At 69.1% G+C, this 24335-nt stretch carries 16 protein-coding genes and 1 tRNA gene; 6 read left to right on the top strand and 11 right to left on the bottom strand.

Annotated elements, in window-relative coordinates:
- Positions 1–95: 95 nt before the first annotated feature.
- From GGD89_RS03415 to GGD89_RS03440, 6 genes are all read right to left on the bottom strand, one after another.
- Entirely contained in the window at positions 96–4343 is a 4248-nt protein-coding gene (locus GGD89_RS03415; RefSeq protein ID WP_184042688.1) for a cellulose synthase subunit BcsC-related outer membrane protein, read from the bottom strand.
- Entirely contained in the window at positions 4340–5779 is a 1440-nt protein-coding gene (locus GGD89_RS03420; RefSeq protein WP_184042689.1) for a glycosyl hydrolase family 8, read from the bottom strand. The genes GGD89_RS03415 and GGD89_RS03420 overlap by 4 nt, the downstream gene beginning before the upstream one ends.
- Positions 5772–8405, bottom strand: a complete 2634-nt coding sequence (locus GGD89_RS03425; protein WP_184042690.1) for a cellulose biosynthesis cyclic di-GMP-binding regulatory protein BcsB — start codon at positions 8403–8405, stop codon at positions 5772–5774. The genes GGD89_RS03420 and GGD89_RS03425 overlap by 8 nt, the downstream gene beginning before the upstream one ends.
- A gap of 190 nt (positions 8406–8595) precedes the next feature.
- A complete protein-coding gene (gene bcsA / locus GGD89_RS03430; protein ID WP_184042691.1) occupies positions 8596–10809 on the bottom strand; it encodes a UDP-forming cellulose synthase catalytic subunit in 2214 nt (737 codons plus the stop codon).
- Positions 10810–11289: 480 nt separating this feature from the next.
- On the bottom strand, positions 11290–11868 hold the full coding sequence (locus GGD89_RS03435) for a demethoxyubiquinone hydroxylase family protein (protein WP_221238302.1): 579 nt from the start codon (positions 11866–11868) through the stop codon (positions 11290–11292).
- 2 nt (positions 11869–11870) lie between these two features.
- The gene (locus GGD89_RS03440) at positions 11871–12398 is read right to left on the bottom strand and encodes a disulfide bond formation protein B (protein ID WP_184042693.1); all 528 of its coding nucleotides are present in this window, start codon (positions 12396–12398) and stop codon (positions 11871–11873) included.
- Positions 12399–12745: 347 nt separating this feature from the next.
- Here GGD89_RS03440 and GGD89_RS03445 point away from each other — a divergent pair.
- Positions 12746–12832 (top strand) — tRNA-Leu (locus GGD89_RS03445).
- Between the two features lie 258 nt (positions 12833–13090).
- Positions 13091–13339 carry a hypothetical protein gene (locus tag GGD89_RS03450; protein ID WP_184042694.1) on the top strand — a complete coding sequence of 83 codons (249 nt, stop codon included), beginning with the start codon at positions 13091–13093 and terminating at the stop codon, positions 13337–13339.
- A gap of 308 nt (positions 13340–13647) precedes the next feature.
- Here GGD89_RS03450 and GGD89_RS03455 read toward each other — a convergent pair whose 3' ends face one another.
- Positions 13648–14220: a carboxymuconolactone decarboxylase family protein gene (locus tag GGD89_RS03455; protein WP_184042695.1), complete on the bottom strand. Its 573-nt coding sequence runs from the start codon at positions 14218–14220 to the stop codon at positions 13648–13650.
- A gap of 309 nt (positions 14221–14529) precedes the next feature.
- On the opposite strand from GGD89_RS03455, the gene GGD89_RS03460 reads away from it, so the two are divergent.
- The 4 genes from GGD89_RS03460 (at position 14530) to GGD89_RS19915 (ending at position 18911) form a co-directional block, all read left to right on the top strand.
- Positions 14530–15150 (top strand): c-type cytochrome, encoded by a 621-nt coding sequence (locus GGD89_RS03460; protein ID WP_184042696.1) that lies wholly within the window; start codon positions 14530–14532, stop codon positions 15148–15150.
- 10 nt (positions 15151–15160) lie between these two features.
- A complete protein-coding gene (locus tag GGD89_RS03465; protein ID WP_184042697.1) occupies positions 15161–16456 on the top strand; it encodes an NAD(P)/FAD-dependent oxidoreductase in 1296 nt (431 codons plus the stop codon).
- Positions 16457–16860: 404 nt separating this feature from the next.
- The gene (locus GGD89_RS03470; protein ID WP_221238303.1) at positions 16861–17493 is read left to right on the top strand and encodes a NapC/NirT family cytochrome c; all 633 of its coding nucleotides are present in this window, start codon (positions 16861–16863) and stop codon (positions 17491–17493) included.
- On the top strand, positions 17490–18911 hold the full coding sequence (locus GGD89_RS19915; protein ID WP_184042698.1) for a c-type cytochrome: 1422 nt from the start codon (positions 17490–17492) through the stop codon (positions 18909–18911). The genes GGD89_RS03470 and GGD89_RS19915 overlap by 4 nt, the downstream gene beginning before the upstream one ends.
- 52 nt (positions 18912–18963) lie before the next feature.
- Here the strand turns inward: GGD89_RS19915 and GGD89_RS03480 are convergent, their stop codons facing one another.
- The 4 genes from GGD89_RS03480 to GGD89_RS03495 form a co-directional block, all read right to left on the bottom strand.
- Positions 18964–20835, bottom strand: coding sequence for an ATP-binding protein (locus tag GGD89_RS03480; protein WP_184042699.1), 1872 nt, complete (start codon positions 20833–20835; stop codon positions 18964–18966).
- Between the two features lie 594 nt (positions 20836–21429).
- Entirely contained in the window at positions 21430–22335 is a 906-nt protein-coding gene (locus GGD89_RS03485; RefSeq protein ID WP_184042700.1) for an alpha/beta fold hydrolase, read from the bottom strand.
- A gap of 47 nt (positions 22336–22382) precedes the next feature.
- The gene (locus GGD89_RS03490; protein WP_184042701.1) at positions 22383–23702 is read right to left on the bottom strand and encodes a TRAP transporter large permease; all 1320 of its coding nucleotides are present in this window, start codon (positions 23700–23702) and stop codon (positions 22383–22385) included.
- Positions 23703–23748: 46 nt separating this feature from the next.
- Entirely contained in the window at positions 23749–24264 is a 516-nt protein-coding gene (locus GGD89_RS03495; protein ID WP_184042702.1) for a TRAP transporter small permease, read from the bottom strand.
- Positions 24265–24335: the final 71 nt, after the last annotated feature.

Here is a 24335-nt window from a genome sequence, read left to right on the forward strand (position 1 = left end):
CTTGGCGCCGGACGGCCGGGACCGGTGGGGCGGTTGCCGACCGCCATGACACCGCGCGCGCTCTGGCGATGTCATGCCGGTGGTCTCGCTCCGGCCTATTGCCGTCCGCGATCGACGAACGAGGGCAGGTCGCGGGCGAGCACGCCGCCGCGTTCGCCGAAGCTGTAGCGGAGCGTCATGCCGACCGCCGTGTCCTCGTAGTCGGGCGCGGTGGAGTGCCGCAGCAGGCCGCCGAGCTGCCATTGCGGAGCCACCTGCCAGGCACCGCGCAGTTCCAGTTCGGTGGACAGGCCCTCGCTGTCGGTGCCGGCGTAGCGCTGGCCATCGTCTTCCGTGGGGAACAGCGGCGTGCTGTCCTCTTCCGACGAGGTCAGGCCGGCGAAGGCGCGCCCGCCCACCAGCCAGTCCTTCCCTTCCAGGGTCAGGAGGTCCACGAACAGCCCCGCCGTGGTGTTCCACTGCGGGCTGTAGTAGCCGCCGTGGCCGTAGGTGAACTTGCTCAGGTTCTTGTCGTACCCCTGGACCATGAGGCTCGGGCCGACGCGAAGGTACTTGAAGCCGTCGGGCTTCAGGTCATAGGCCGCCGACAGCGTGCCGCGAAGCCGCCGGTTGTCCTCCACGTCGCGTCCGGTCAGGTAGCTTCCCAGCACCTCGGCCGAGACCGCGAACCGCTCCGAGACGTCGAAGGTGGCGCCGGCCTTCAGGCCGTATTCCACCACCCGCCCCCAACTGTCGCCGGTGAAGGGATCGACCATGCCCGACTGCGACAGCAGGCTGTCCTTGCGGGTTTCCGCGAACGCGGTGCCCGAGAGTGTCGCGCCGTCGCCATAGCTGGTGACCGACAGATGACCCAGCGGCACCGCGCCGACCTCGCCGCCCACCGGACCGAAGCCGACCGAGCCCTCGAAGGTGCTGTTCGGCGCCTCCTGGCGGAAGTCGGCATAGACGTGGAAGATGCTGTCGCCGCTGGTCGGGCTGGCCACCCAGGCCCCTTGCACGGCACTCGGGAGGCTGGCGTTGACTCGGTTGCAGGCATCGCTGATCGCCTGGGCCACGGCGGCCCCGTTGCTTCCTCGCGCCCGGGTCGCGCGCACGTCGGCGATCGCCTGATTGACGATCTCGCGGTCGCTGTCGCTGATGTTGGGGTCCGCCAGCAGGGTGGCGAGGAAGTTGGCGGTCGCGTCCAGGCTCTGGTCGTTGATCTGTCCGCGACGGCCGACCAGGGCACAGGCATCCGGATCGCCGATATCGGCGTCCAGCCCCTCGACCCGCAGGCCCCAGCGGGCGGGATAGCCGTTGAACCCGGTGAAGGCGTCGCCCATCTCAAGCTGGCCATAGCGCCCGGTGAAGGCGTCCAGGCCGTCGTCGCCGGACCGACTCCGGTAGAACACCCCCATGACCACCTCGGGATCGAAGAGGCCGCGCAAGGCCGGTTCCTCGTCCCCCAGCGCCTGATGTGCCATCAGATACTGGCTCCGTTCGACGTAGGTGTCATAGGCCCGCACCCGCCACGCATCCTTCAGGGGGCCACCCAGGTCCTCGACCAGATAGCGGGCGCGGCGGGTGTCGCCGCTTTTCTCCAGGGACTCCAGAAGCCCGGCCCCGGCGCCGGAGTCGGGGTCGGCGCGATAGGCCACCTCGAAGCGCTGGGATGCCTCCTCCGGCCGGTCCAGGCGCAGCAGACTCCAGCCTTCCAGTTGGGCCAGATTGGCATTGTCGGCGCCACTGGCGCGGGCGATCTCGGCCGTGCGCAGCACCGCGCGCCAGTCCCCGTCCTCGAAGGACTCGTTGGCCAGCGTGGCGGCGGCGTCGGCGCAGGCATCCGCCAGGCCGGCGCTCGACCCCGCGCGTGGACAGGCGAGGTCCATGGCCTCGCCGGGACGGCCGCCGTTCAGCCGGGTGAGCGCCAACCCCTCCAGCATGTCCGTGTTGCCCGGGCTGCGTTGAAGCGCCGCCTCGAAGGCCGCCTCGGCCCGGTCGTACTCTTCCAGGCTGTAGTAGCTCCAGGCCTCCAGGGCGCGCAGGTCGGCGTTGGCGCCGGGGCCGGCCTCCGCGGCCATGGCCAGCACCTGGTCGTAGTCTCCGGCCTCGAAGGCCAGCGCGGCCTCGCTGGCGCGCAGGTCCTGGCACAACTGCGCGAGGTTGGCCGCCCGCGCCGACCAGCCACAGGCCATTTGCCGGGCCTCGGCGACACGTCCGAGCTGCTGGAGGGCCACGGTGATCCCGGTGGCGCTGGCCGGCGTCGGATTGCGTTTGTAGGACGCGACGAAGCGTGCCAGCGCTCCCTGGGGGTCGCCCTTGTTCAGGCGCTCGTAGCCGATGCCGACCGCCGAGGGTCCCGGCCGCCGCACGCCCAGGGCGGCCGCCTTCTCGGTCAGGGTCCGGGCCTCGGCGCGCTGTCCCCGGCGGGCGGCGCGGGTGGCGGCGTCGGCATAGGCATCGCCGACAATGCGTTGCAGGGCGGCCCGCTTCTCGGGCGCCGCGCCGGCCACCTCGGCGGCGCGGTCCAGCGCATTGGACCGGACCAGCGCCAGAACCAGACCCTGGCGGGCGTCGAACGTTTCCTCCAACGCGAGGGAGCGCTCGAACCAGGGGCGCGCGTCGGCCGGGCGGCGCTTGTTCAGCAGGAAGTAGCCCACCAGATTGGTGAGCGCGGGGTCGCGTTGAACGGCCGGCGTGTCCGCCACCGCGCGTTCGACGGCGGTGACGTTGCCGCTTTCGATGGCCTCCTGAAGGCGCCGCGAGGCCAGCCCCTGGGTCGCCTGATCATAGCGCGTGCGGGCCTCGGTCGGCCAGCCGGCGGCGTCGATCGCCTTGACGTAGGCGGCGAACTCCTCGGTCGGCAGGTGGGTGGAGGCCTTCTGAAGGGTGATCCCCAGGTCCTCGGGCGACGGCGCCGGGCATTGCGTCAGGATGCGGCGATACAGCGCGGACAACGCCTGCTTCTGGCGCAGGGCGGCGTGCGCATCGGCCAGCCACCACAGCGCCTCGATGCGGTCACAGGCGAACAGGTCCGGCTCGGACCCCGCCAGGGCGACGATCTCGCCGTGACGGCCGGCCTCGGCCAGGGCGGACAGCCGCATCAGGTTGAGCGCCTCGGTCATGGCCTCGGACGGCTGCCAGTCGGGGTTGGCGGTGCGCAGCGTCTCGATCATTGCCCGCGCGCCGTCCAGGTCGCCGGTGCGCACCTCGGCCCAGAACGGGCGGGTGTCCACCTGCAACGCCTCCAGCATGTCGGGGGTCGGCGTCCAGTCCGGATACTCGCGGCGGAGGTCGCGCAGCGCCTCGCGCGCGCCTGGCCGGTCGCCCGCCTGGATGCGGTCCCAGAACGGCCGCGTGTCCACGGTGGCCAGGGCCTCCATCATGCGCCGGTCGGGCACCCAGTCCGGGTTCTCGGCGCGCAACTGGGCCAGGATCTCCCGGGCGCCGGCGCGGTCGCCGGCTTCCATCCGCGCCCAGAACGGGCGTGTGTCCACGGTCGTCAGCGCCTCGATCATGTTGCTGGTGGGATACCAGTCCGGGTTGTCGCGCCGCAGCTGTTGCATGACCGCGTTGGCCCCGGCGCGGTCCCCGGCCTCGATGCGCGCCCAGAACGGCGTGGTGTCCACCGCCAGCGCCTCGACCATGCTGGGGCTGGGCGACCAGCCGGGATTGTCGGCGCGCATACGCTCCAGCACCTCAAGGGCGCCGGTGCGATCGCCCACCCGGATCTCGTCCCAGAACGGCACGGTGTCGACGCCGCGATAGAAGCGCGTCGGGTCGCGCACCTGCGCGCGGACCGGATCGTTGACCCGCTGGTCCTCGGTCACGCGCACGGGCGCGGTGGCGCCCTCGGGGATCGGCGCGAGGTCGGTGCCGCCCAGCCGCTCCACGCGGACGGCGCCGCCGTCCCCGCCGCTGTCCGGTTCGCGACGCAGGCCGGTTCCGGGCATCGCCTGGACATCCGCGCCCGGGTCCAGCGCCTCGACGGCGGCGCCCGGCGCCACGGTTTCCACCTGGGCTCCCTCGTCGTCGCGCACCACCACGGGTGCGCCGTCCGCGTCCACGGGACGCGCGGGAATCTCCGGCACGGCGTCGGTCGAACCGGCGCCGGCGGGTGTCTCGGCGGCTGTCTCATCGGCAGACGCCGGCGCGGCGTCGGCGTCGGGCGCGGCCGCCGGAGCGGGGAAGGGGCTTGCCGGGGGCGTGTCGGCCTGATCGCCGGACTCGGTGGTGGAGGTCGCCATCTGGGCCCGGGCCGCGATCCAGGCCGCCGGTTCGGTGGGGATGAACCGGGACACCAGCAGCCCCAACAGCACCACCAGTCCGGCGCCGCTCAGCAACAGGACCCTGTGCGTCGTCATACCCATCCCTCCCGCGCCAATCCGACCTGGAGCCAGAGCGCGCTGGCGTAGTAGTCCGCGTCGTCGCCCAGATCCGGCAAGGTCACCGTCCCCAGGGTCCAGTCGTCCCAGGCCGCGCTGGTGAGTACGAAGACAGCCTGGAATCCCGGATTGGACTCGTAGACGGTGACCGTGTCCTTGGTCAGATCGGTCCAGCTTGGCGTGAACCGGGCGCCGTCGAAGTGGCCCCAGAAGGTGATGAACGGCTCCAGCCGCTCGGGGGTCTGGCGCCCGCCCCAGATCAGGTTCAGGGGAATGCGAATGGCGTTGAAGCCGAAGGCCGGTTCGAACCCCTCCGGCAGGTCGAGGCGCGGCAGCGGCTCGCCCGCCTCGGCGCCCGTCTCGGCGTCCGCCTCAGTGTTAGCCTCAGTGTCAGTCTCGGGGGGCCCGTCGGCGGTGTCCTCGGCCGGCGCGTCGGCGGTGGCGCCAGGGTCGGCGTCGGGCTCCGGACCGGCCGTGGCGTCGGGCTCCGCCCCCTCGGCGTTCGCCTCGGCCGGCCCGGCCGCGTCGTCCGTGCCGGCGTCCTCGGCGGTCTCGGTCTCGGTTTCGGCGGGGGGGTCGGCCTCCTGATAGCGCACCAGCAGCCAGTCTGGCGGCAGATTCCAGCGGCCGAAGCGCGCCTCCTGGATAAGGTCGGCGCCGTTGGCGGACAGGCGCTGCCAGATCGCGTCGCCCGTGAGCATGCCCAGCGCGTCGATGGCCGGAAAGACGTAGTAGGAGGGGTTGAGGATCACGGCGCCGTCCCGCCGGAACCCGTCCACCCCCGGCAGCATCATCAGCACGCCGTCGCGTTCCAGCACCGTGAGCCGCAGGATGTCGCCGGCCAGGGTCACGGCGTCCGAGCGGTAGGACGGCTCGGACCACCGCTGGCTCGCCCGGGTCAGCGCCCAGGCGACCAGCAGGTCGCCGTCGGTGGCGTTGTTGGGATCGTCGACGCGCCCCATGTCGCCGGCGGCGTCGGGATCGTCGGGCATCCAGCGCCAGGACAACAGGGCGTCATCGGGCCGGGACTGCAACGTCGCGCGGGTCCATCCCCACACCCGGTCGAAGGTGTCGCGGTCGTTCGCGGCCACCGCGAACAGCATGGCGTAGCCCTGGCCTTCGCTGTGGCTCACATGCTTGTTGGAGACATCCACCACCCGGCCGGCGGGGGTGATGAAGCGGTCCCGGAACTGCGCCCATCCGGCCAACCAGTCCGCCGGCCGCACGTCATCGGTCGGCGCCCCCCGGCCGGTCCCGGCCGGGGGCAGGCTCCGCGACTCACCCGGACGCGCCAGGGTGCATCCGGCCGCGCCGAGCGCGCCCGCCCCCAGCAGGCGCAGCAGGCCGCGCCGACTGGGAGGGGGCGTGCCGGTGCGATCCGCCCGCCCGCCCGTCGGGCCATCTGTCCTAGTCACCGTGCGAATCCACGTTCTTGCGCCTGGCGCGGTTTCGCAGCAGGACGTTGGCGATCACCGCCAGAAGCACGATGATCACAAGGGCGCCGATGATCCACATCCAAGGGCTCTTGGACACGTGGTAGGACGCCTGGCTGATGGGGTTCATGTCGCCCACGTGAACCAGCGGGCTAATGGTGCGGGTCTCGGCGGTGGTGGGCGAGTCCCGCCAGATCATGATGTCCCCCTTCAGCGCGTCCCAGAAGGCGGGGTCAACCAGTCGCGCCACGCCCGCCAGGAGGGCCTCGGCGGTCTCGGCCGTCACCAGAGTGACCGTCCCGTCACTTTGGTTGGGCGAGGGGAAGCCCATGATGATCGCCGTGTCCCCCAGGCCGGCGCCATGGGCGACGTAGTTGCGCGGGCCCGGACTGGAGGCGGTGCGGGTGGGCGCCGGCTCGGCCGGCGCGCCGGCGGACTCGTCCCCCTCGCCCAGGACGCTATCGAACCAGCCGCCCAGGCCCCCGCCATCGTCGGCGGCCACCGCCTCGCTGGCCTGCTGCCGCTCCTCGTCGGCGTACTGATGGGACTCATAGGGAATGCGCTGCACCTCGCCCAGGGTGGCGCCGGCGCGGCGGAACAGGTCGGGGCGCAGCGACTGCACCGTTCCCACCAGCAGCACGTGTTCCTTGTCGGTCGGGTTTCGCGGCACCACCTCCAGGCCCGGCAACGGCGCGGCGGCCACCTGGGTCAGCTTGCCCACCAGGGTCAGGGCGGCCGTGATGACCTCCGGGCTGGTGTTCAGCACGCCGACGCCGGTGGAGCGCAGCCGGTCGGGCTGGAACAGCGGAATCCCGGTCTTCGCCAGCAGTTGCAGGTCCGGTAGCGGCACGTAATGTTCCGCCTTGGGCAGCACCAGGGACGAGCTGTTGAACAGCGTCATCACCAGGTTTTCCTTGTAGAACGTAACGCAGGGTTCCAATTGCTCGGCCACCAGATACGACTCGAAGGTCAGCGTGTTGTAGCCGGGCGAGAACGATCGCAACGGGATGCGCACCTCGTACTCCCGGAACGAGCCTCCGGCCTTGTCGTTCAGGTGGATGGCGTGTTCCAGGTCACCATTGAGGAAGATGTTGAACACCGACGTGGGATGGAACGCCGCGCCGTAGGTCAGGTCCAGGAACAGCTTGACCTGCGCGTTCTCGCCGGCCCACAGGTCGGCCGGCATCAGCAAGGCGATATCGTTGCGCACCGTGCCGCCGGAGCCGTCGATCAGCAGCGACGGAACCCCCAGGTCCTTGAGGGTATAGGTGGTGCCCGGCACCAGGAACTTGCGCACGCCGACCGGTTGCTCGCCCCCGCCCTCGATGGCGTTGACGCGCATCCACCAGGCGTCGGCCAGGGGGAAATCGATGAACAACAGCGCCAGGGCGGCGGTGGTCACCTCGTCGTCGCTGGTGCCGGTGATCACCAGGCGCATGGCCTGACCGCCGCTGCCCGCCGGCAGCACCGCGATCACCGGGCCGGTGACCGAGCGCCAGGGAAAGTTGGGCAGTGATCCCCGCAGGTCGTTCACGGTGCCGGCCATGACCTGATCGGTGTCGGGCAGGCTGCCGCTGCCCAGCGCCTGATGGCGGATGATGGCCGGTTCATATTGAAGGCGCAGCCCGGTGCTCTGGGCGATCAGGCCGGACCAATAGAGCGCGCCCGGCCGCACGGTCACGTCCGGCGTCACCACGGTCAGGTCGCGAACGCCGCCGATGCCGGGCGAGAACACCTGGTCCAGGCGCGCCAGCGTGATGCTGTCGTTGTTGCGTGTGCCGTTGACGATGATTTCGGAGCGCGAGGTATCGATCTCCGTCCACAGCTCGGGCGCGCTGATGTCCTCGCACTCATAGGTATAGTGCTGCGCGGCCTCGATGGTCAGGCTGTTGAACCCCGCCGTGATCAGCTCCACCGGAACCGGCACCCGGACCTGGTTGCGGGTGCCCTTGCGGTCCAGCCGCACCTGGCCGATGGCGGTTTCGTTCCAGCGCACGGTCAGGGCCGAGCGTTCGGGGAGCAGGGCGATGGAGTTGGTGAAGGTCAGGCGCACCTCGACACTGTCCAGGTCCAGCCGGCCGGCGAAGGGGATGGAGATGCTGCGGCGGGGTCCGACGCCGTTCAGGCGGATCGGGCCTGTTTCCGGCACGAACTTGGCCAGCGAGTAGCGATCGTCCGTGGTCAGCCCGTCCAGGCCGTATCGCGGGCCGAAGCCGGCCCGACCGTTGGCGCGATCCGTCGCCTCGGCGGCCACGCGCCGCGAACCCTGGCTGTCCGCTTCGCCGAAGGCCGGACCGCCCGCCGAAAGGCGGCCCGCCCCGGCGGGTCCCGGCGCGGCCGGGGCGCCGTCCGACATCATGCCGGCGCCGCCGGTCGATGGGCGCGTCGGAACACCGGCCGACTGCGCCAGACTCATCGCCGGCATCAGGGCCAGCATCACGGCCAGCACCAGGCCGGACCCGAGCGCCGGTGTGGTTGGTCCCAGACCCCGGGACGGGATGCGCGCGCCGTCTCGCCCCGCGCCGTCTCGGTTCATCGCCACGTTGGACACAAGGTCCCGGAGTCGCCCGATGGCGACCCGGCCCCGCCAAATCTTGCCGTTGCCCATGGTCTGGTCCTGTCCTGTCCCGGTTTCCGTCGCGGTCCGACCCCGCCGACGCTGCTGGCCCACACGCGCCCCGTCACCGACGGTTCCCGGGGATCCGTCATCGCCGTGCGATGCCGGCGTTGCCGGGTGGAGCCGGCCATGGTGCCGGCGCTGCAGGTCGTCCGTTGTCATCGATGCCCCCCTTGGTCTCTCAAACGCTTTCTGCTTGAGCCGCCCGTGTCCGAGTCCGTGGCGCCCGCCGGAACAGTCTGGCCAGGGGGCGGGAAAACAGCATCTTGAAGTGCTCGGTGACCGCCATGCGGCCCAGCCTCAACGTCACCCAGAGCGCCCGCCAGAACATCATCGGGCGCGTGCGGCGGGACACGAACGTCTCCCAGCGGGCGCTGTCCCCGAAGGCCAGGGCCACGGCGTCGAACACCTCGTCGTCGGTGCGCGGCCGGAACACCGTGCCCAACTGCTCAAAACGGCCGGACATCCACTTGGCCCGCAGTTCCAGATTCATCCGGAAGCGGGCCCCATCGCCCCGAATGGCCTCCAGGATGCCCTGGTCGCCGCTGGCCCAGTCGTCGGGCGCCGGCATGTCCAGGGAGATGCGGGCGCCTCCTTGCGACAGGTCGACGATCATGCAGGGAATGGTGGTGTCCTTGATGGTCAGGCTGCCCTTGTATCGGGACGGCATGCGCGGCGCGGCGCGGCGCTGGCGCTGCTCCAGCAGCGCGCCCAGGCTGCCCAGCAGGATCATGAGATTGAACAGGTTCCAGGCGAAGGCGACGACCGTCAGATCGCGATCGATGTCGATCACGCTGTAGCGCCATACGCCGAAGAAAATCCCGGTGACGACCAGGACCAGCAGGACGTAGAACGGGCGGACATAGGGCGAGATGAAGTCCTGGTTCAGGGTCCGTCCTTTTGGTGTGACCACGAAGCGCGGTTTGCGGGGGTTGCGAATGACCTGCCACAACGCCCGCCCCGTGAAGACGGACTGTAAGACCTCGTAGAGTTCGGATACGAACGGCCAGCGCACGCGACCGAACAGAACGTCCGTCATGTAGAAGACCGCGATCATGTGCGGGACGGTGTAGATCATCACCTCGGTCAGGGTCGCGTTGTACACCCGCATGCCGAGGATCAGGTACATCAGCGGCGCCAGCACGAAGACCAGGCGAGCAAAGGGGAAGAACCAGAACAGGGACGAATTGATGTACCCCAGGCGCTGATGCCAGGACAGGCCGGGCCGGAAGACCGGGTTCTTCAGCAGGAAGATCTGCACCATGCCCTGTGTCCAGCGCATGCGCTGGATGACGAAGTCGGCAAAGGTCTCCGGCGACAGCCCGGCCACCATGGCCCGTTCCAGATAGATGCTGCGATAGCCCCGGGCGTGCAGGTCCAGGGCCGTCTCGGCGTCCTCGGTGATGGTCTCGCCCAGGAAGCCGTTGGCCTCTTCCAGCGCCGAGCGACGCAGTATGGCCGCCGACCCGCAGAAGAACGAAGCATCCCAGAAGTCCAGGCCGCACTGGATGGTGCGATAGAACATCTCGTTCTCGGACGGGCTGCGGCTGAACGACTTCAGCAGATTGCGTTCGATCGGGTCGGGATTGATCATGAAGTGAGGGGTTTGCACCAGGAAGGTGCTGGGAGACGCCCGGAACCAGTCCACCGTGTTTTCCAGGATGTCCATGGTGGGGACATGGTCGGCGTCCAGGATCAGGATCAGGTCGCCGCCGGTCTGCCGGAACGCGTGATTGACGTTCCCCGCCTTGGCCATCTCGTTCCGGGGCCGGGTGACGTAAGTGATCCCGAGGCGCTGGCACATGGCCTGGAGGTGTTCGCGCCGCGCGCGGGCCGCCTGGGCCGTCTCGGGGTCCTCGTCGGTGCACTTCTGGTCGGTGCCGCCGTCGTCGAGCAGATAGATGCGCAGCAGGTCCTGGGGATAACGGATCAGGCAGGCCGCGCGGATGGTGGTCTCCAGAAGATCCGGGTCTTCATTGTAGGTCGGGATGAACACGTCCACCGTGGGCATGGGCGCGCCCACCGGGACCGGCGGCGGATCGCGTCGGTGGGCCGGGTAGATGGCCACGAAAAGCCCCAGAAGAGCCACGGAAAAGGCATAAATCTCTGCGACGTAAAGAATGAGGCCGGGAAGCGCGTCCAGGAAGGTATCGTAATGGAGGGATACGAACGTCCGCCAGCCGAAGTACCGGAAGCTTATGAACAGCGCCAGGAACAGCACAATGATCCGGAGAACGCTGTTCGGGTCGTCACGCGGCACCATGGGGCGCAGCAGGAACACCGCCAGCAGGCAGATCATGACCATGAGGATCTGGGCGCTGCTGTCCACCGGCAGGGCGGCCAGCATGGCGCACAGCACCGCCAAGCCGATCCACACCCAGCCGAGCAGGGGCATCGGGACATCCTGATCCACCTGCAAACTTGTCTGTGCACGTTGGCCACGTCCGAACACCATGACGCGTGCAATCCCCTTTCGTTCGAAGCCTCCCCGACCATCCGTCGCGGCGGATTCAGCCATCGGAACATTTTGAGTATAACAACATCGATGATTAGACCTGCATTTTAAAGCATCACATTAAACACCACGAATGGTCGTCTGGTGACCGGATCCGGCCGACCTGGTGTTTTGTCTTCTGAATCAAGTGATTGTAACGAATCCGGTGCGACTGTCGGGGGGCCGGTTCGCCGGGCGAGGCACGACGCCTCGCCCCGACTCTGCCCCAGCAAAAAGAATGCCGGTCGCCGACTCGGGTCCCGAAACGCGAGGACCGTTCGGGATGCGCGCTATTTCTGCGCGCGCTTCAGGGTGTTATGCCCCATACCTGACAGGAAACCGACGCCGATGGGTCGGGCCGCCGCGCCGGAACGCCCGTCGTCAGATCCGTTCCGACACCCAGATTGCGAACCGGGTGCCGCCCTTGATGGCCGACGAGAGCACGGGGTAGGCCGGCGCCTGTTCGGCCCCGTTGCGCAGGCCGATGTCGCGATGCTCCAGTTCCTCCTCGCGAAACCGCAGCACGGTGTCGCGCAGGTCGGCGTCGTCGTCGCCCAGACGATCGGCCTGGGCCTGATAGTGACCGTCGATGGCCTCCTCGACGGCCACGGTGCAGGCCATGGCCGCCTTCTCCCCCAGCAAGGCCGTGCCGGCGCCCAGGGCGAACCCCATCACGTGCCAGACCGGTGTCATGGCCGTCGGGCGGACCCGGCGTTCGCGCACCAGCCGCTCGAAGGTCGCTAGGTGCTCCCGCTCCTGGTCGCGCATGTGCCGCAGCACGCCCGCGTTGGCCGTCTGATTGCCGAGAACGGCGATCTGGCCTTCATAGATGCGAACGGCGCCGTACTCGCCGGCGTGATCGACGCGGATCATGCGGGCGACCTCCTGGCGTCGGGGGCGGTCACCGGGCAGGCGGGCCGGGCCGGGCCGGGGCACGGACGTGGCGGCGGAGTCGGTCATGGCTATCTCCACAGATGGGGCCGGCGGGTCGCCCATAGCGCCGCGGCCGCCAGCATCATGGACAGGATCATGTTGTAACCTGCCACCGAAATCCCGAGAAACGACCAGGCCACGGTGTTGCAGGGCACGACCTCCGGGTTCGTCAGGCCGGCGCGCAGGTCCGCCAGGCTGGAGGACAGGGAGACCGGCGCCGCGTCCCCGTTGCCGCAGGCGTCGGTGCCGGCCCACCAGTGTTGTTCGACACCGATGTGATAGCCGGCCAGCACCGTGTTGGCGAGGAACGCCAGGGCTATCAGCAGCACCAGCCGGCGCGCGCCGTGCATGGGGATCGCCGGCCAGGCCGCCACCGCCGCCAGCACGACCACCACGGCGGGGGCCACGCGCTGGTAAACGCAGAGAACGCAGGGCGCGATGCCCAGGCCGTGCTCCAGCACCATGGCGCCCCCCAGCAGCCCGAGGCCGGCGGCCAGCAGCGCGAGGGGAACCACGCGCGGATGATCGGGACGGCGGAGGGAGAGGGACTCGCTCATAACCGGACAGGCCTCGCACCACGGGATGGGGTAACGGCACGGCGCGGGACGGGGGACACCGGGGACACGATCGCCGCCGGATGGCCCGGCGCCGCATCATCGCGGCCCGCCTCGCGTGGCCGACGCACGGCGCGCCCATCCGGGGTGCTCGGACATGCCGCCTGCCCAGGCCGGGCGGGCTCAGTCTCGGTCGGACGCGGCCGGCGTGACAAGTCCTAAGCTGGGCACACCGCGCCCCCGGCGCAACGCCCTGGGGCGATGTCTCGCTTGATGCCCCGTCCCCTTTCTGATACCTGCATGGTTCTGGCGCGGTCGCACGGACGACCGGCGTCAGGCTGGTGCGGTGTGCGGTCGTGGCGGAATTGGTAGACGCGCAGCGTTGAGGTCGCTGTCCCGGAAACGGGGTGGAAGTTCGAGTCTTCTCGACCGCACCAAAACCACCGGAGGCCGATACCGGAGCCGGGCCGGCCGCCCGGGGCGATCCCGGGCAGGGCCGCGCGCATCCCTCCGACATGCTCGGGCCTTGGCGAGAGCGGCACGTCAGCAATGGCGTGCCCTTTACATCCGCCGTGCAGAGCGCACCTGACTCCTGATATCATGGGGACATCGTGTCTGGATCCAGGCGAGGCGCGCGCTGGGCGCCCGTCCGTCTGGATAGCCCGGGCGTGCCGAGCTGGTCGGGAGATCCTGTCATGCCGCTTCAGCCGCAAGAACGCCATGCCGTGCTGTTCATGCTGCGCCACCTCGCCTACGGGCTGACCGGCGCGCTGACCTTCGGGGTTTCGCTCCTTGGCCTCGACGTGGGCGGGATCGGCACCCTGGTGCTGGCCTCCGACCAGTGGGCCTTGAACCTGGCGCTGCTGTTCGCCGGCCTGTTCATCACCTTCGGCAGCGTCGCCATGGGCGTTGGCGTCATGTCGCTGGCCGAGGATCGGTACTGACGGCGCTAGCAGTGTGTCGGATTTAGAGGCTAACCCATTGATATCATTCAAGGTTGGATTTGCTGACCGAGAAATAAACATGAATGATATCAAGTAGTTAGCCGATTTGAGCCGTTGAAATCCGACACACTGCTAGAGACAGTGTTTTGTGCGGCAACGCTTGCATTCAAGGAATTCCCCCTTGAATGCAAGCGTTGCCGCGCTAGGGGACGGGATGCCCCCCGCATCCCGCCCTCTGGTTAAGACCAACGCTCGTGGACCGGCCTCCCCAGGGACGGCCACGGTCCGTCGTTCTGCCTGTGTCGGGCCTACTCCGCCGCCTGCCGACGATCGGGCGGCGTCCAGGCGAAGGGCTTGACGGCATCGTCCACCGGCGTCTCGGCCAGGTGGTTGGTGTAGTTGGACAGCGTCTTGGCGCCCACCAGAAGCACCAGATCCAGGACGTGCCCGCGCGTGTAGCCGGCGTCCAGGAAGGGCCGCAATCCGTCCTCGTCCACCCAGCCCCGATCCCTGACCAGACGAACCGCGAGTCGGCGCAATGCCTCCAGCTTGGCATCGGCCAGGGGGCGGCCGTCGCGAAGCGCCTGGATGATGGCGTCGTCCACCCTGTCCTTCTTGGCGAGGCCGGTGTGCGCCGCCATGCAGTAGGTGCAGCCATTCTCGTAGTTGAGGGCCAACCAGGCCACGTGCCGCTCCGTGGTGCTGAACCGGGTATGGGCGGCCAGGGAGAACAGCTCCTGATAGCCGCGCAACAGCGCCGGGGACTCGGCCATGGTGGCGTGCAGGCCGGGAATGCGGCCGAACATCTTGCGGGAGGTTTCGAGCAGCGGCCGGACCTCGTCGGGGGCGGTCTCCAAGGTGTGCTTCGGAAAGGCGGTCATCGCGTGATCTCCGGCTCGGGGAATGGCAGTGGAGTGTCTTTTTCTGAACCGATCGGTCCATTACAAGCCGGAGATGGGGGCGAGGGATGCCGTCGTCAAGAGGGGTCGCGCCGCCGTGCCCTTGACATTAACGGCGGCGCCTGTGACCTTGTTACGTATGCGGTCTCTAATATACGGAATCAGGGTGCCGCGATCCGTTCGATCCGGGTAGGGCGGAAGGGAACGGACCAGATCAAGTCAAAAGCACAATGAATAAAGAATGTCGTCTCGATACGACTGCAATCAATGGAACCAGGGAGAGTCCAGGATATGCATATTTCGAAGAGGGGACAGCGCCGCCTTGGACTGGCGACGCTGACCGTTGGGCTGGCCGCCGCCGCGGCGCCGGCCCTGGGTGACGAGCCGGCGGTCGATCACGCGCTGGAGATCATGGCCGGGTCCTGCACGTTCTGCCATGGGCCGAACGGTGTCGGAGTCGGCCCGGCGGTGCCGACGATCTCCGGGCTGCATGCCGAGCAGTTCGCCTACATGATGCGCACGTATCAGGACGACACCAATCCGTCCACCGTCATGGGGCGCATCGCGCGCGGCTTCTCCGAGGACGAGATCGAGCAACTGGCGGTGTACTTCGAGGGGCTGCCGTTCGAGCGGCCGGCGCAGCCGGCCATCGACATGGCCATGGCCGCCGAGGGCAAGGAACTTGCCGCCGAATACTGTGAGTCCTGTCACGAGAACGAGGGACGGGACGGCGAGGGTGTCGGCATCCTCGCGGGCCAGAAGCTGGTGTACATGCGCTATGCCGTTGAGGATTTCCTGGAAGGGCACCGGGACATGGAACGCCGCCAGGCGCGCAAGTTCCGGGAACTGATGGATGCCCACGGCATGGAGGGCTTCGAGAAGACCTTGCACTATTACGCCAGCGTGAAGTGAGGCCCAGACCATGACGACACGACGCACATTCCTGCATCTCGCGGGCGCCTCCGCCGCTCTGGGGCTCGCCGGCTTTCCCTCCATCGCCCGCGCCGCCGGACCCCGCGTGGTCATCGTCGGCGGCGGGCCGGCCGGCGCCACGGCCGCCCGCTACCTGAAGCGCTACGCCCCCGACGCCGAGGTCACGCTGGTCGAGGCCAATCCCACCTACACCACCTGCTTCATGAGCAACGAGGTCCTGGCGGGCGATCGCTCCTTCGACACCCTTCAGGTGGGCTACGACGCGATGCGCGCCGAGGGCATCACCGTGGTGCACGACCGGGTGACCGGCGTGGACGCCACCGCCCGCACGGTCACCACCCAGGGCGGGGACACCTTGTCCTTCGATCGCTGCATGGTCGCCCCGGGCATCGACTTCAAGTACGACGCCATCGAGGGCTACTCCGCCGAGGTGGCGGACAGCACCATGCTGCACGCCTGGAAGGCCGGTCCGCAGACCCAGGCGCTGCGCCAGCAGCTGGAGAGCATGGAGGATGGCGGCACCTTCGTTCTGGTGTCGCCGCCCAACCCGTTCCGCTGCCCACCCGGGCCGTACGAGCGGGTCAGTCTGGTGGCCAGCTACTTCAAGCGTCACAAACCCCGCTCCAAGATCATACTCCTGGATGCCAAGGACAAGTTCTCCAAGCAGGGCCTGTTCACCGAGGCCTGGGAGAAGCTCTACGGCTTCGGCACGGACGACAGCATGATCGAGTGGATCTCCGGCTCCAACGGCGGTGGCGTCACCAAGGTGGATCCGTCGACCATGACCGTGTCTAGCGCCGGCGCCGGCGACTTCAAGGGCGATGTCGTCAATATCATTCCGCCGCAGAAGGCCGGGCGCCTGGCGTTCGACGCCGGCCTGGCGGACGGGGACTGGGTGACCGTCAACAAAGGCACCTTCGAGTGCCTGGACGTGCCGGGCATTCACGTGCTGGGAGACGCCAGCGCCGCCGCCGCCATGCCCAAGTCGGCCTCCAGCGCCAACTCGCAGGCCAAGGCGGCGGTCGCCGGCGTGCTGGCCCTGGCGCGGGATCAGGAGCCGCCGTCGCCGAAGCTGGCCAATGCCTGCTACTCGATCGCCGGGCCGGAGTTTGGTTTCTCGGTGGCGGCCGTCTACCAGTTCGATGATTTCGAAAACCACCTGAAACCGATCGAGGGCGCCGGCGGCGTGTCGCCCGCCAACGCGGATCCCTCGATTCGGGCCCGCGAAGAGGTCTATGCGCACAGTTGGTTCGAGAACATCAAGACCGACGTGTGGGGCGTCTAGCCCGCCGCGTGCCCTGGCGCGCCGTCCGCCCGTGAGGGGGAGGGCGCGCCGGGGCCGCGATTCGGTCTCGCGCCGCTCCGTGTCATACCGCCGAACAAGAGAGGGGACGTCTCTTGTCCGGCGGCCGACGCGATCGCGTCGGTGCCGCGACGCGGCGTCTGTCCTTGGGCCCGACGAGTCAGGACCCGGGACGGCCGGTGTCAGCCACGCACCCCGACTCCGACCACGCCAGGGGGCCGTGGCCGGGCATCCGGGGGCCGGGTGGGACGACGGGCCAGCTGTACGACCGAACACAGGATGCTAGACGCCAGACGCCAGATGACGGATCTCATTGACCGTCGGCGCCAGGTTCATCGCGGAATGGTCCCCGTGTTCCGCTTTCATAGACCCCGTGAGGAGGTTCGATGTCCGCATCCGATACCCCGAATGGCCCGCCCGGCGATCCTCCGTCGCCCGAGTCCAGCCAGGGCCGAAGCTGGCTGCGGCGGCTGATGCGAAATCCCTTCGCCACCACGTCGGGTGGCATCATCTTCGTTCTGGCCACGATCGTCCTGATCGGCGGGGCCTATGGCGGGTTCACGGTGTTCGCCAGCGTCACCAACACGACCGAGTTCTGCATCTCCTGCCACGCGATGGAAATCGGCCCCTACGCCGAGTACAAGAACTCGATCCACTACGCGAACCGAACCGGGATTCGGGTCGAGTGCGCCGATTGCCACGTGCCGCGCGACTTCGGCCCCAAGCTGGTGGCCAAGATTATCGCCAGCAAGGATCTCTGGCACCATCTGCTGGGCACCATCGACACGCCGGAGAAGTACGAGGCCCATCGGCTGGACATGGCGGAACGGGTGTGGGCCAAATTCGATGCCACCGAGTCCCGGGAATGCCGCGAGTGCCATGCCTTCGAGGCCATGGACCCCTACGAGCAGGGGCGCCGCGCCGGCCTCAAGCATCCCGATGCCATGCAGGAAGGACGGCACTGCATCGAATGCCACAAGGGCATCGTTCACGAACTTCCGGAGGGGTATGAACCGTGAGTCGTTCGACGTGTTCCGTCGTGCCGCGTCGCCTGGTGCCGGCCGCCGTGGTCCCCATGCCCCTGGGTTCGATCCTTCTGGTCGTCACGCTGCTGGCGGCCCTCGTCCCCGGCCTCACGCCGCCTGCGTGGGCCGCCGAGGAGATCTCGGCGATCGCGCGCGGTGGCCGCCTGTACGACAACTGGCGGGTGGAACTGCGCCTCCATGATCGGCGCATCTCCCACCTGCCGGAGCCCGAGATCCTGGGCGCGGCCGTCACCGCCGCCGGGCGCTGCGTCACCTGCCACGGCTGGGACTACCTGGGTCAGTATGGCCGGTCCGGTGGCCTGACCGGGGGTATCACCGATGCCGCCGGCGGCGATCCACAGGCGGTGCTGGAGGTGCTGGGCAACAGGCTTCATGGCTACGGCCAGGAGATGCGCGCGGGGGACCTGCGCGATCTGGCCCTGTTCGTCACCCGCGGCCAGGTGCGCATGGACACCTGGATCGATCCCGTCACGCGCCGCGCGTTCGGCGACCCGGGTCCGGGTGGCATCTACTTTCAGTCCATCTGCGCCGGGTGTCACGGCGCCGACGGCATGGCCGTGACCGCCATTCCGCCGCTGGGCGACTTCAGTCGCGAGGAACCCTGGCACGCCCTGCACGTCATCCTGAACGGTCACCCCAACGGCTCCATGCCGCCCCTGCGGGTGCTGAACCACGCGCGTCTCGCCGATACGCTGGCCTATATGCAGACCCTGCCCAGCCGCCCGGCCATCGCCGCCATCGTGCATGGCGGGCGTCTGTACGACACCTGGTACACGGAAAACGGCGGCCTCGTGCCCGAGGGCTGGCACCCGGCCTACCCCGAGGCCGCGCGGTCCACCCTGGCCGGGGAGACCGAGGCCAGCCTGACCCGGGCGCAACGCTTCAGCTGGCGCTGCGTGGCGTGTCATGGCTGGGACTACAAGGGGGCGGCCGGCGTCACCCGGGGCCAGCATGCCCAGGCGCCTCACCGGGGGATCGACGGCATGGTCGGCATGTTCCCGAAGCACGTCGAGAGCATTCTCGTCGACGAGACGCACCACTACGAGCGCCTTCTGTCCGTGCGCGACATCCAGGATCTGGCGATGTTCGTCAGCCGGGGACAGATTGACATGGCCACGTGGATCGACCCCCAGACGGGCCGGTTCCGGGGCGACGAGGCGGTGTATGAGGCCTCCTACCAGACCATCTGCGCCACCTGCCATGGCGCCGACGGTCGCGCGGTGCGCACCATGCCGCCCCTGGGCCGCATGGTGACCGGGGATCCGGAGCGCTCGTTGCACAGCGTGTTCAATGGGCACGCCGGCGACGACATGCCGCCGCTGCGGGCCATGGGCGCCGACGTGGCGGCCGGTATCCTGGCCTACGCGGCGACGCTGCCGATCCGCAAGTGATACCAACGGTCCTTGAGAATGACCGTTGCAGTCCGTGGCCGGCCCGCGTGCGTCACCCGTTCGCCGTCGGCGGATGCGCCGGGGGGGAGGGGCCATCCGTCCGGCCGTCGGCGGCGGGCGCGGCCGGTAACGTGAAGGTCACGGTCGCGCCGCGATGCGGCCCCTCGGACTCCAGGCGGATGCGGCCGCCGTGCCGCTCCACGATGCGCCGGCATATGGCCAGGCCGACGCCGGTGCCGGGGTACTCTCCGGCCGGTTGCAGGCGCTGGAACACCGCGAACAGGCGGCCGACCTGGCGGGGATCGACGCCGATGCCGTTGTCGGCGACGCTGACCTCGCACCATCCCTCGCGCGGGGCGTGGGCGCTGATGACGATGTGCGGCCGCCGGTCCGGCGCGACGTACTTCAGGGCGTTGTCCAGCAGGTTCTGGAACAGGCGCGTGAACTGGCCCTCGTCGCCGGGCACGGTGGGCAGGGGGTGGCGCTCCACGATCGCGCCCGCCTCGCGGATGGTGGCATCCAGCATGTGCAGGGCCTGATCCAGGGGGCGGTCCAGGGGCAAGGGATCATGCTGGATCTCGCCCCGGCCCACGCGCGAGAATTCCAGCAGGTCCTTGATCATGTCGTGCATGTGACGGGCGCCGTCCACGGCGAAGTCCAGGAACTCGCGGTGTTCGCCCTCCAGGTCATCGCCGAGGCGCCGCTTGAGGAGCCCCAGGAACTGCGACACCATGCGCAGGGGTTGTTGCAGGTCGTGGGACACGGCGTAGGCGAACTGCTCCAGGTCGGCGTTGGAGCGGCGCAGATCCTCTTCCAGCGTGCGGCGTTCGCTGATGTTCCGGCTCATGCCCTGGATACCGGTGAAGCGGCCGTGCTCGTCGAAAAAGATGCGGATGTTGACCTCGGTCCACACGGTCCCGCCACCCTTGCAGGGCAGTTCCCATTCCTCCCGCGTGTCCATGAAGGCCTGGGTTCCCGTGTCGCGGACGCTCTCGCCACTGGTCCGGATGAAGTCCTCCAGGCGTCGGTAGGCGTCCGGCTGGATGACCTGATCGATGGCGATGCCGATGATATCGTCGTGCGTGTATCCGCGCAGGCGCCGCACCGAGGGGCTGATGTACGTGTAGTGGAGCGATTCATCCAAGGTCCAGATGACGTCCACCATGTTCTCGGTCAGCATGCGCAGGCGGCGTTCGCTGTCGCGCAGGCGGAATTCCGCGGCCCGGCGGGCGGTGATGTCGGCGAAGGCGAGGAAGATGGCGTCGTCACCCTCGTAGCTGATGCTGTCGGCCGACATGTGAACCCAGAGGGCATGGCCATCGGCCCGGCGCAGGCGCATTTCGCGGTCGATCACCGCCGTGCCCTTGCGCACGGCCCGCAACAGCGCGTCACCGTCCTCCGGGCTGGCGAACAGCGCCAGATCGGTCCTGGGGGTCTGTGGCGGGGCCGGCAGGTCGACGATGTTGCCCAGCATGCCGCGCGCCCGCGAATTGGCGAACAGCACGCGCCGGCCGTCCATGGTCAGCACCAGGACGGGCAGGGGCGCGGCCTCGATGAGCATGCGGTAGCGGGCTTCCGCCGAGCGCCGCTGGTCGGCCTCGCGCGAAAGCTGCTGGTTGAGGGAGAAGAACCACACCCCCAGGCCGCCCGACGCCAACAGGACCACCGTGCTCAGGCCCAGGATGGCCACCAGCCAGCGGTATTCCGTTTCCAGCAGCGTGGAGCCGGCCGGTTTTGCGGACGGGCTGTCGAGGGGGGGCGGCATGACGGCCGGACCGGCGCCCGGCCCGGGCTCGCCCGTCGCTGACTCGTCGGCTTCCGCGTCGCCGGTGGCGGTCTTCTGAACGGTCGCGCGGTCGTCCTCCGCGTCGGTGGTCCAGGTGCTGCCCCAGGTGTCCGGCACCGCCCAGGCCAGGGGCGCCACGAGGATCAGCGCCGCCAGGGCGCCGACGAGGCGCGTTGCCCGGCACCGATGCCGGCGACGGTCGCCGCCGGGCCCGCCGCCGGGGTCGCCGGTGCCCGTGGCGGTCTTGCCGTCGGGGGCGTGTTGGTCGCGTCCCTGTCTTCGTCTCCGTCGCCGTCCGATCCTGCCCACCGTGTCCCGCCCCAATGGTTCAGGCGACCCGGGGTCGTAACATGGACCGACCCCCAGGTTGCCGCCGGTTTCCGAAGTCATGCATCCGATGGAGAGGGGGCCCGCGCGGTTCGCCGTGATGCCGCCACGCGCCCCGGGATCATCGGATGGTCGACCACGGGCCGCATCATGACGGGGAAAAAAAGACGAAAATACGTCATTCTGGTCCATCGATCCGCCGGGCGGATCCGAGGCGGCGGGGGGACCCCTGGTCCGGGCGCCGTCCGGGGCACGCCAGACCCGCCCGTATGTGGCATGGCCGGGGGGGGATCGGCCCCCCGTCGGGTCGCCGTCCCGCCGCTTCGGGCCGGCGCGAGACCCCGGCCCGAACCGTCCCGCGGCCGGTCCGTCGTCATGCCCTGGTGTCCATGCCCTGCGCATCCGCTATCCGGCGAGGAAGTCCACCACCACGCGATTGATCTCCGGCGTGGTGAAGGTCGGCGCGTGGCCCGCGCCGGTCACCGTGTGCACCGTGCATCCCGGTCCGCGCCGGCCCATCTCCTCGGCGACGTCGGGTGTCAGCAGGTCGGATCGCGCGCCCCGCACCACCAGGACGGGGCAGGCGATCTGGTCCCACACGTCCCACAGGTCCATGTCGTGGGCGGGCATGGCCGCCGCGGGGGCGCCGATGGCGGGGTCCTGGTGGGGGCGCCATCCGGCGCCATCCTCGGTGCGCACCGTGGAGTGCCGGGTCAGGGCCGTCCAGTCGTCGTCGGTCATGGGGCCGAAGTCCGCGTGGATCTCCCGGTAGTGCGCCTCGGCGGCCTCCAGCGAGTCGAATACCGGGGCCTCGGCGGTCACGTAGGCGGCGATGCGCTCCAGCGCCGCCTGTGGCAGGAACGGGCCCACGTCGTTGAGCACCAGCCGGCGGATCGGCGAAATGGGGCTGGCGGCCAGGACCAGACCGATCAGGCCCCCCATGGAGGTGCCCACCCAGTCCACCTGGTCCTGGCGCGGCGACGACGTGGCGCGCCCGATCAGCCCCATCATGTCGCCCACGTAGCCCGGCACCGCGTAGCCCATGGGATCGGCCAGCCAGTCGCTCGCGCCGCGCCCTAGCACGTCGGCGGCCAGCACGCGCCGGCCGGTCGCGGCCAGCGCGGCGCCCAGGGCGTCGAAGTCGTGCGCGTTGCGGGTCAGCCCGTGCACGCAGATGATCGACGGCGCCCCCTCCTGGCCCTGCGGGGCGTGCGCCGGTCCCTGCTGGCGGTAGGACATCCGCTTCAGTCCCTCGCGCCGCGCGCACAGAACGTGGCGGACCACGACCGCCGGGTCCTCTGCCTTGCTCATAGTCCCCTCCGTATGGTTCGATCGCCGATGATCCCGCCGCCGGACGGTCATCCCCCGGGTCCCATCAGCAGGTCGGGCAGCCAGGTGGCCAGGCCCGGAAACACGCACAGGATGATGATGCCCAGCACCATGCAGCCCACATAGGGCAGTGCCCCCCACAGGATGGTTGGCAACCGAACGTCCGGCGTGATGCCGTTGATCACATACAGGTTGAGCCCCACCGGCGGTGTAATCAAGCCGATCTCCATGTTGATGGTCAGCACCACCGCGAACCAGTAGGGATCGAACCCGGCGTCCATGACGATCGGCAGCAGGATCGGCGCCGTCATCAGGATCACCGCCACCGGCGGCAGGAAGAAGCCGGTCACCAGCAGGAACAGGTTGATCATACCCATCAGCACCCATCGGTTCACCTCCATCTCGGCGATCGACTGGGCGATGGACTGGGTCACGAACAGGCTGGACAGGGTGTAGGAGAACAGCTCCGAGGCGGCGATGATCATCAGGATCATGACGCTCTCGCGGGTGGCGTCGGACAGCACGGTCCACAGCCGTCCGGCGCTCCACATGCGGTAGATGAGCACCACCAGGATGATGCACAGCAGGGCGCCGACCCCGGCGGTTTCCGACGGCGTGGCGATGCCGCCATAGAGCACGTACAGCACGCCGACGATGATCGCCAGGAAGGGCAGCACCTTGGGAAGGATCTGGACGCGCTGCCACAGGGTGAAGCCGGTGTTCGACTGGCCGGTCAGCTTGTAGCCCTTCCGCCAGGCGTCGAACAGCGACCAGGCCATGAACAGCGCCACCAGCATCGCGCCGGGGACCAGGCCGGCGAAGAACAGCCGGCCGATGGAGGTCTCGGTGGCGATGCCGTAGACGATCATGGTGATCGACGGCGGGATGAGGATGCCGAGCGTGCCGCCGGCGGCGATGGACCCGGTCGCCAGGCTGGCCGGATAGCCGCGCTTTCGCATCTCCGGAATGCCCATCTTGCCGATGGCCGCGCAGGTGGCCGGCGACGAGCCCGACAGGGCGGCGAAGATGCCGCAGGCCCCCAGGTTGGAGATGATCAGGCCCCCCGGCACCCGGTACAGCCAGCGGTCCAGGGCCTCGTATAGGTCCTTGCCGGCCGGGGAACTGGCCACCGCCGCCCCCATCAGAATGAACATGGGGATGGAGACCATGGAGAAGTGGCCGATGCCGGCATAGAAGGTCTCGGCGATCACCGACAGGCTGAACCAGCCATCGAACCAGACCAGGTAGCCGATGGCCACAAGGCCCAGCCCGAAGGCCACCGGCACCCCCAGCGACAGGATGAACACGGTGGTCAGCCCGATCAGGGCGCCGATCAACAACGGATCCATACTGAATTGCTCCCCTTGCGCCGCGCGGACACGCGGCGATCGACGCCTATCGTTCGTCGGGCCGCATGTTGAAGGGCAGGTCCCGCCCCGTGGCCAGCGCCAGCACGTCGGCCAGGTACTGGAGGCAGGTCAGCCCCAACCCCAGCGGCAGGGCGGCGTAGGGAAGCCACATGTCCACCTTCCAGACCGACGCGGACTGCCACCCCTCGCGGTAGGCCTCCAGCGTCAGGTCGAGGCCCTTCCAGGCCAGCACCCCGCAGAACAGCAGGCCGACCGCCGCCGCCAGGAAGGCCAGTCCCAGGCGCGCCCGGTGCGGCAGGACAAGGGGCACAAGGTCCACGTTCACGTGCCCGCGCTGCATCAGCACGTATGGACAGCCGATGAAGGTGGCCGCCACCAGCACGTAGGTGACGAAATCGGTTTGCCAGACCGTGCTTTCATTGAGGAAGTAGCGCACCACGACCATGTGGGTCACCACCAGCACGGAGGCGCCCATCATGGCGGCGGCGGTGACGCCGCACAGGCGCGACAGCGTCCGCACGGCGAGGATGAAGGTGTCCATGGAAGCTCCTTGGGAAGCCCTCGGCGCGGCGGTCTTCCCGGGACGACAAAAGAGAGGCCGACCGACGGGCG

Origin of the sequence: Roseospira visakhapatnamensis (assembly GCF_014197915.1) — a bacterium.
Taxonomy (GTDB): domain Bacteria; phylum Pseudomonadota; class Alphaproteobacteria; order Rhodospirillales; family Rhodospirillaceae; genus Rhodospira; species Rhodospira visakhapatnamensis.